This is a genomic window from Actinophytocola sp. (assembly GCF_035712165.1).
Taxonomy (GTDB): domain Bacteria; phylum Actinomycetota; class Actinomycetes; order Mycobacteriales; family Pseudonocardiaceae; genus DASYTH01.
This window is the reverse complement of record NZ_DASTBH010000093.1, coordinates 1-7,628: the sequence shown is the minus strand read 5'-3', so window position 1 is coordinate 7,628 and position 7,628 is coordinate 1. Positions and strand designations below refer to the sequence as shown.

Sequence of the window (7,628 nt, the reverse complement as noted above, 5' to 3'; positions counted from 1 at the left end):
CCGACGCGGCATCCTCGGGTGCCCGGCACGCCCGGCCGGATCTGAGCGTGGCGTTCGTCCCGCCGGCCGGCGAGGTCGAGGTCGCGATCGCCGAGGTGTGGGCGGAGCTGCTCGGCCTGGACCGGGTGGGCACCGAGGACAACTTCTTCGAGCTGGGCGGCAACTCGCTGGTCGGCGTGGAGATCATGATCCGGATCCGGCGCCGTCTCGGCATCGACGAGTTGGCCCCGCACGTGCTCTACGAAGCACCCACGGTCGGCGCCCTGGCCCGGCTGCTCGACCCCGCGCGCGGGGAGGCCGCCGCGGTGGCCGACCACCAGGACCGCACCCAGGCCCGCAAGGCCAACCTGGCCCGCCGCAAGCGCACCACCTGATACCGGGGGCCGGCGCCCGCGGGCGCCGGCCTCCGGGGTCAACGCCGGCGCGCGGTGATCAGCCAGGCGCCGGAGCCGAACCACACGCCCGCGCCGGTGTCGTGGGTGTCGAGCATGGCCAGCAGGCGGTCGAGCGCCCGGGCCGTCGCCGCGGTGTCCAGGCCGGCGAGCAGCTCCTCGGCCATGCGCAGGCCGAGGATGGCGTCGCGGGCGGCCGCGGCGTCCGGACCGTAGTAGACCGGCTCCGATACCTCGGTGAGCTCGACAGCGGTGAAGCCGGCGGCGGTCAGCACGCCGGTCGCGACGGCCGGGTCCGCCAGCGAGAACGCGGCCTGCCCGGCCGGCGTGCTCGCGCCGCCGGCCAGTGCGCGGCGGATCGCACCGGACCACTCCTGGCGGTCGGGGGCCTGCCACACCAACTGCACCAACCGCGCCCCCGGCCGCAACGCCCGCCCGATGTTGCCGAACGCGGCGACCGGGTCGGTGAAGAACATCGTGCCGAACCGGCTCAGCGCCAGGGTGAAACCCGCAGGCGGGAACGGGTGCACCTGGGCGTCGGCCCGTTCGAAGGTGACGTTGCGGACGCCGTCGCGCTCGCTGAGTTCGCGGGCGCGGTCCACCATCGCGCGGGACAGGTCCACGCCGAGCGCGCTTCCGGAGGTCGCCGACCGGGCGGCGTCCCGCGTGGTCTGCCCGGTGCCGCAACCGATGTCGAGCACCCGGTCGGCGGTCCGGACGTCCGCGGCCGCCCGCAGCCGCACGTGGTAGCGGCTCAGCTCGGCGTCGTAGTCGAACAGCTCAACCACCGCCCGGGCCGTCGCGGAGCACGCCGCGCACCGTGTCGAGCGGCACGCCGGGTTCGAACTCCGGCAGCCACCAGGTCGCCCCGGCGGCGATGAACGGCGCGGGGTCGGCGCCGAAGGGCAGACCGACGGCGATGTCGTGCGGGCCGGCCGAACCCGACCGCAGGCCGGTGATGGTGGCGACGATCTCGGCGAGCTGGTCCGGGTGCTCCAGGTTGGCCGGAAAGAAGCCGTCGAGCCGGGCCGCCCGGCGGATCGGCTTGAGGTTGCCGGGGAACCCGGCGGCCCACACCGGCACACCGGGCCGCTGAACCGGTCGCGGCAGGAACGCGATGCCGTCGACGGTGTGGTGCTCGCCGCGGTGCCGCACCGGCCCGCCGGACCACGCGGCGGCCAGGATCGCCAGGGACTCGTCGAGCATCCGGCCGCGCTGCCGGTCGTCGAGCTGCTCACCGGTCCTGGACAGCTCACCGCCGAACCGGTCGCTGCCGATGCCGACGCCGAGGGTGAGCCGGCCGCCGCTGAGCCGGTCCAGCGTCGCGGTCTCCCGGGCGACCTTGGCCGGCCGGCGCCGGGGCAGCGGCGTCACCATCGGGCCCAACCGGATCCGTTCGGTCGCGGTGGCCATCGCCGCCAGGGTGATCCACGGGTCGGCGATCTGCCGGACCGGCTCTCGCCAGGACAGCTGATCCCACACGAAGCAGCCGTCCCACCCGGCTTCCTCCGCTTCGGCGGCCAGCCGCGCCACCACCCTCGGGTCGGCGAGGTCGTCGAACAGCGGCAGCCAGAGTGCCGACCGGCTCATGAGCGGCCCCGCCCGGTGTGGCGGATCAGGGCCGGCACGAAGGCATCCCACGCCGGCGCCGGCAGGTCGTGTCCGGCCTCCGCCAGGACCAGCAGCTCCGCGCCGGGAACCGCGTCCCGCAACGCCTCGCCGTGCGGCAGCGGCAGGAGCGGGTCGCGGCCGCCGTGCACCACGAGCGTCGGCGCGGTGATGTCGCCGAAGCCGCCGCGGGCCGGCCCGTCGCCGTCGATGGCGTAGTGGTTGACCAGGGTCGAGGCGTAGTTCCGGGCCCGCGCGACGTCCCGCTGCGCCAACGCCCGGGTCGCGGCCTCGTCGAAGTAGCCGCCCGCATACGCCCGGGCCGAGCCGACCACGTAGTCCACGACCGAGGCCGGGTCGGCGGGGTCGGGCTCGGCCGGCCGTCCCTCGGCGAGCTCGCCCGACGGCGGCGGAAGGCCGGGCTCGCCCGTGGAGCTGGAGACGAACGTCAGTGAGGCGACCCGGTCGGGATGGTCGACGCCGGCGATCAGGCCGATCCCACCGAACATCGACTGGCAGACCAGGTGGGCCCGCTCGATGCCGAGGGCGTCCTGGATGCCGAGCGTGTCGAGGGCCAGGTCGGTGTAGGAGTAGCCCGGCGCGCCCGGTGGGTAGCTGGTCGACCGGCCGGTGTCGCGATGGTCGTACCGCACGACGTGCCGGCCGCCGGCCGCGATCCGTTCGCACAGTGCGGCGTCCCACCACAGCATCGAGGCGCACGCCCCGGCCACGAGCAGGACCGCCGGGTCGGCCCGGTCCCCGAAGGTCTGCACGCACACCTCGGCGCCGTTGATGTCGAGGAGTCGCTCGGCGTTGGTGGTCATGACGCCCACGCTAGGCCGCCGCATACATCGAGAAAAACGATTACCTTCGATCAAAGCAATCGTAATCGGCGATCGCCCTCGTTACGCTGTCCCTGTGCCCGATGTGGAGTTGCGCCACCTCGCCGCGCTGGCCGCCGTCGCCGACGAGGGCTCCTTCGGCCGGGCGGCGGCCCGGCTCGGTTACACCCAGTCGACGGTGAGCCAACAGATCGCCGCGCTGGAACGAGCCGTCGGCGGCCCGGTGTTCGACCGGCCGGGCGGGCCCAAACCGGTGCGGATCACCCCGCTCGGCGCCGTGGTCCTCGGACACGGTCGCGAGCTGCTGGCGCAGGCGGAGCGACTGGCCGACGCGGTCGACCGGTTCAACGCGGGCGAGGGCCGGATCGACATCGGCACGTTCCAGAGCGTGTCCAACGTGATCCTGCCGGCCGTGGTGCGCCGGCTGCGCGACGAGCACCCCGGCTGCGACATCAGGCTGTCCGAGGAGGAGCCGGAACAACCGCGGATCGGCGATCTCGACCTGCTGTTCTACGACGGCACGCTCGACGGCGACGTCGAGCACGTCAAACTGCTCGACGAGCCGTACCTCCTGGTGACCGGCCGGGGCGTCTTCCCGGACGGCCCGGTCCGGCTCGAGCAACTCGACCAGGCGCCGATGGTCGCCTGGCCGCTGACCTGCGACCAACCCTGGATGGAGCGGGCACTCGAACGCAGCGGCGCCCGCCCGCGAGTCGTGTTCCGCAGCGCCATCAACGACACCCTGCTGTCGATGGTGCGCGCCGGCCTGGGTTCCGCGGTGCTCCCGTGGCTCGCGATCCGGGCCGCCGAGGTCCAGTCCGACCACCGGCTCCGCGTCCACGAACTGCGCCCCTCCCTCCCACCACGAGAAATCCACCTGCACTGGCCGGCCGCCCGCACCCGGTCCCCCCTCGCCGCCCGGGCCATCGCGATCGCCATCGAGGTCGCCGCCGAGGTCGCCACCCAGATCGCCAACCCGACTCGGCCGGTGGCGTAACTGCACGGGAAAACCGTGTGTATCGCACCGTCCGCGATCTGAACGGCGGATTGTGTGTGCCGGCGGCGGCCTTGAAGGTTGAGGTGTGAACCGAATGAGTGCGGCGGCCGGCGCCGTGATCCTGGCCGGGGCGATGACCCTGGCCGCAGCCGGTGACGCGCAGGCGACCGTCGGCGTGTTCAACTGCCCGACCGTGATCGAGCTCAACCTCTCCTTGGGACTGGTCAACGGATACGGGTGTACCGGTACGTTGGGCGACGCGACCGCGGGAACGATCAATGACACGGGGCGGCACCGCTCGTACTGGTGCACCTCTTTGAGGATATTGAACCCAGAACTGCACGCCGTTGGCGGAGGTGGCTGCCGCCGGCAGTGACGGGTCACGCGGCTTGGGCGACTACTCCCAACCGCACCGGAAGGCCGTAGGCGGCGCGGATCAGGGTGGACCTGCGCCAGGGAATCCGCTCGGGCGGGACGGCAAGCTCGATGCCGGGGAAGCGCAGGAACAACTCCCGCAACGCGATCGTCATCTCGACGGCGGCCAGGGAGTTGCCCGGGCAGTGGTGCGGACCGTGTCCGAAGGCCAGGTGACGGTGGTTGCTCGGCCGGGTCATGTCGAACGCGGCGGCGTCGGCGAACACGGCCGGATCGCGGTTGGCGGCTCGGATGCTCAGCATCACCGTGTCGCCCGCCGCGATCCGCTGCCCGGCGATGACCATGTCCTCGATGGCGAAGCGCCGGACGGCCCGCAGCGCGGGGGCGTTGCGGCGCAACAACTCTTCCACAGCCGCGGGGAACAGTTCGGGGTTGGCGCGCAGCCGGGCGAGCTCCGTGGGCTGGGCCATCAGGTCCACTGTGGACGAAACCAGGGTTCCGGCGGTGGTGTCGGAGCCGGCGAAGTACAGCAGCATCACCAGGTCCACGACGTCGTAGACCGGCAGCAGCTCGCCGTCGTCGTCGGTCGCGGTCGCCCAGTGCGAGATCAGGTCGTCGGCCGGTTCGGCGCGCCGCGACCGGACCAGGTCGCTGAGGATCTCGTTGAGCTCCGACTGAGCCGTCATCAGCGCGGCGCCGAGCGGATCGGTGTCGTCGTCCTCGTCGCGGGTCTCGGCCAGCGCGAACTCGGCGTCGGTGACGGCCAGGACCTTGTCCAGATGACGCGCGTGCAGACCGAGGATTCCGCTGATCACCCAAACCGGCAGCGGCGCGAAGAAGGTCCGCACCAGATCGGCGGCGCCGCGCTCGGCGGCCTCCCGCTCGACCCGGTCCAGCAGCATCGTCACGATCTCCTGGATTCTCGGCTCGATGGTGGCGACATGCCTCGGCGTGAACGCGAAGTTGATCAGACGCCGGGTCGCCGTGTGCTCGGGCGGGTCCTCCATCACCAGCCGGCCGTCGGGCTGACCCTCCGGGTAGGCGGTGGCGGTGTAGTCGGGCCCGGCGTACTTCCGTTGCCGCGCAAGGCGTTGGTCCCGCAGCCCGGCGCGGACGTCGTCGTGGCCGGTGACCAGCCAGACCGGGATCCGGTCCGGCAGGCACACCCGGTGGATGGGACCCCGTTCCTGCAACCTGGCCAGCACGGGGTTCGGGTCTATCCAGAACTGTTCGTCCTCGACCAGCATGGGATGCGCGTGCACGGGACATTTCGGTGCCATCGTAAAACCCCTCGGTTCGCCTGTGGTGAAACAGCGGACCGACCCACGTCAACTGGCTGTGACGTGGGTCGTCGTGCCGACGGTGAAAACCGCTATGACGCCGCCATGATGAGCTGGACCGCGTTGGTGAGCGTGACAGATCCGCCGTTGTTCCTCCGGGTACCGTTGCCGTTGTCGAACTCACCGGCCGGATGCAGCACGCCGCCGGTGGTGTTTCCGGTGCCCACCGCGCTGACACTGCTCGTGCCGAAGTACGAGCGTTGCACGGTCACGGTCGTGGTCTGTCCGTTGTTCCACCTGATGGTCTCCGTCGTGACCGTCGACACCAGGAGTCCCGCGAGCTGGGTCGCCGTACCGCTGACGGTGATCGTCGCGGACGTCAGCTCGAAGTTCACCTGTGCCACGCACTGGCTCACGTTCCCAGTGCCGGTAACCGCTCGGGTCACGGTGTCGACCCGGACGCTGAGGCTGCCCTTGCTGCATTCGACGAAGTCGGCCTCCGCCGCGGATCCGGTCGCCGTGCTCAGTGGCAGCAGGGCCACGGCAGCGAGCACGGTGAGCACGGTCCGAAACAGCCCCCGGCGCCAAAAGCGGTTCATCTCCATACAGTCCTCCACATTCGTCAATGCGTACAAGCGGACTCAAATGTAGTTGCGCGAACGCCACCGGACACCCATTCCCGCGCCATTGCACGGTAATCGGGAATCGGCTGCCCCATAGTTACTCAAAAGTGGACGGAGCATGGGCCGCGCTGAAATACCGTTGGCTGCGGAAATGAACCAGAGCGTGCGGCGGTGAGTGATCGATGATCGAACGCGACGAGGACTCGGTGGTTGCGATCGTCGGCATGTCCGGGCGGTTTCCCGGCGCCGACGATGTGGACCAGCTGTGGGACAACCTCGCCGCCGGGGTCGGCGCGATCCGCGATCTCACCGAGGACGAACTGCTGGCCGCCGGTGTGGAACCGGCGTTGCTGGCCGACCCGCAGTACGTGCGCCGGGCGGCGCCGCTGCGCGACATCGAGCACTTCGACGCGGCGTTCTTCGGGTTCAGCCCGCGCGAGGCCGAGGTGACCGACCCGCAGCACCGGCTGTTTCTGGAATGCTGCTGGGAAGCCCTGGAGGGCGCCGGCTACCAGCCCAACCGGATGCCCGGCCGGGTCGGCGTGTTCGCCGGCTGCGGCGTGAGCCAGTACGGGTTCGTCAACGTGCTCAACCGGCCGGACGTGATGGCCACCACGACCGCCGTGCAATGGGCCGTCGGCAACAACAGCGACTCGTTGAGCAACACCGTCTCCTACAAGCTCGGGCTGACCGGGCCGGCGGTGGCCGTGCAGACCTTCTGCTCCACCTCGCTGGTCGCGGTGCACCTGGCGATCCAGAGCCTGCTGACGTTCGACGCCGACGTGGCGCTGGCCGGCGGCGCCTCGTTCGAGGTTCCGATGACCACCGGCTACCTGTTCGAGGAGGGCGGCATCCTCTCCGCCGACGGGGTGGTGCGCAGCTTCGACGCCGACGCCGCGGGCAGCGTGATCGGCAACGGGGTGGGCGTCGTGGCGCTCAAGCGCCTGGCCGACGCGCGCCGCGACGGCGATCACGTCTACGCCGTGGTGCTCGGCTCGGCGTCGAACAACGACGGCCGGGCGAAGGTCGGCTTCACCGCGCCCGGCGCCGACGGCCAGGCCGAGGTGATCGGCTACGCCCAGTCCGTGGCCGGGGTCTCGGCGGAGACGATCGGCTACGTCGAGTGCCACGCGACCGGCACCATGCTCGGCGACTCGGTGGAACTGGCCGCGATGGACCGGGTGTTCCGGGGCGCTTCCGGGGACACGTCGTGTGTGCTGGGCTCCCTGAAACCGGACCTCGGCCACCTGGACCGGGCCTCCGGCGTGGCCGGCCTGATCCGGGCGGCGATGGCGGTGGACCGCGCCGAACTGCCCGGCACCCGCAACTTCCGCACGCCCAACCCGGCGATGGCGACCGGCGCCGCACGGTTCGTCGTGCTGCCGGAGAACCGGCCCTGGCCGGCGGGCGAGTGGCCCCGGCGGGCCGGCGTGAGCTCGTTCGGGCTGGGCGGCACCAACGCCCACATCGTGCTCGAGGAGGCCGGTGCGGCGCCGGACCGGCCGGCCGCG

Annotated in this window: 9 protein-coding genes; 4 read left to right on the top strand and 5 right to left on the bottom strand. The window is 71.7% G+C overall.

The features are described from left to right. The coding region (locus VFO68_RS04865; RefSeq protein ID WP_325156936.1) for a phosphopantetheine-binding protein at window positions 1-374 on the top strand (374 nt) is incomplete at its 5' end. Between the two features lie 38 nt (window positions 375-412). Here the strand turns inward: VFO68_RS04865 and VFO68_RS04860 are convergent. Genes VFO68_RS04860 through VFO68_RS04850 form a run of 3 tightly spaced genes read right to left on the bottom strand, consistent with a single transcriptional unit; the run spans window position 413 to window position 2,824 of the window. Next, window positions 413-1,180, bottom strand: a complete 768-nt coding sequence (locus VFO68_RS04860; protein WP_325156935.1) for a class I SAM-dependent methyltransferase — start codon at window positions 1,178-1,180, stop codon at window positions 413-415. Continuing rightward, window positions 1,173-1,982 carry an LLM class flavin-dependent oxidoreductase gene (locus tag VFO68_RS04855; RefSeq protein ID WP_325156934.1) on the bottom strand — a complete coding sequence of 270 codons (810 nt, stop codon included), beginning with the start codon at window positions 1,980-1,982 and terminating at the stop codon, window positions 1,173-1,175. The genes VFO68_RS04860 and VFO68_RS04855 overlap by 8 nt, the downstream gene beginning before the upstream one ends. Further along, complete coding sequence (locus tag VFO68_RS04850; protein ID WP_325156933.1) at window positions 1,979-2,824, bottom strand: alpha/beta fold hydrolase; 846 nt, start codon at window positions 2,822-2,824, stop codon at window positions 1,979-1,981. Before VFO68_RS04850 ends, VFO68_RS04855 begins: the two co-directional genes overlap by 4 nt. A 94-nt stretch (window positions 2,825-2,918) precedes the next feature. On the opposite strand from VFO68_RS04850, the gene VFO68_RS04845 reads away from it, so the two are divergent. Beyond that, complete coding sequence (locus VFO68_RS04845) at window positions 2,919-3,839, top strand: LysR family transcriptional regulator (protein WP_325156932.1); 921 nt, start codon at window positions 2,919-2,921, stop codon at window positions 3,837-3,839. Window positions 3,840-3,933: 94 nt separating this feature from the next. Continuing rightward, on the top strand, window positions 3,934-4,215 hold the full coding sequence (locus VFO68_RS04840) for a hypothetical protein (RefSeq protein WP_325156931.1): 282 nt from the start codon (window positions 3,934-3,936) through the stop codon (window positions 4,213-4,215). Window positions 4,216-4,219: 4 nt separating this feature from the next. On the opposite strand, the gene VFO68_RS04835 is transcribed toward VFO68_RS04840, so the two are convergent. Both VFO68_RS04835 and VFO68_RS04830 read right to left on the bottom strand, forming a co-directional pair. Then, on the bottom strand, window positions 4,220-5,494 hold the full coding sequence (locus VFO68_RS04835) for a cytochrome P450 (RefSeq protein WP_325156930.1): 1,275 nt from the start codon (window positions 5,492-5,494) through the stop codon (window positions 4,220-4,222). Window positions 5,495-5,586: 92 nt separating this feature from the next. Beyond that, complete coding sequence (locus VFO68_RS04830; RefSeq protein ID WP_325156929.1) at window positions 5,587-6,093, bottom strand: hypothetical protein; 507 nt, start codon at window positions 6,091-6,093, stop codon at window positions 5,587-5,589. A gap of 206 nt (window positions 6,094-6,299) precedes the next feature. On the opposite strand from VFO68_RS04830, the gene VFO68_RS04825 reads away from it, so the two are divergent. Continuing rightward, window positions 6,300-7,628 (top strand): polyketide synthase (locus VFO68_RS04825; protein WP_325156928.1); only part of this gene is annotated, 1,329 nt, incomplete at its 3' end.

Bases quoted from the DNA above. Each gene is read 5' to 3' on its own strand.
- VFO68_RS04855 (WP_325156934.1), bottom strand. From the start codon at position 1,982: ATGAGCCGGTCGGCACTCTGGCTGCCGCTGTTCGACGACCTCGCCGAC.
- VFO68_RS04850 (WP_325156933.1), bottom strand. From the start codon at position 2,824: ATGACCACCAACGCCGAGCGACTCCTCGACATCAACGGCGCCGAGGTG.
- VFO68_RS04840 (WP_325156931.1), top strand. From the start codon at position 3,934: ATGAGTGCGGCGGCCGGCGCCGTGATCCTGGCCGGGGCGATGACCCTG.
- VFO68_RS04835 (WP_325156930.1), bottom strand. From the start codon at position 5,494: ATGGCACCGAAATGTCCCGTGCACGCGCATCCCATGCTGGTCGAGGAC.
- VFO68_RS04830 (WP_325156929.1), bottom strand. From the start codon at position 6,093: ATGAACCGCTTTTGGCGCCGGGGGCTGTTTCGGACCGTGCTCACCGTG.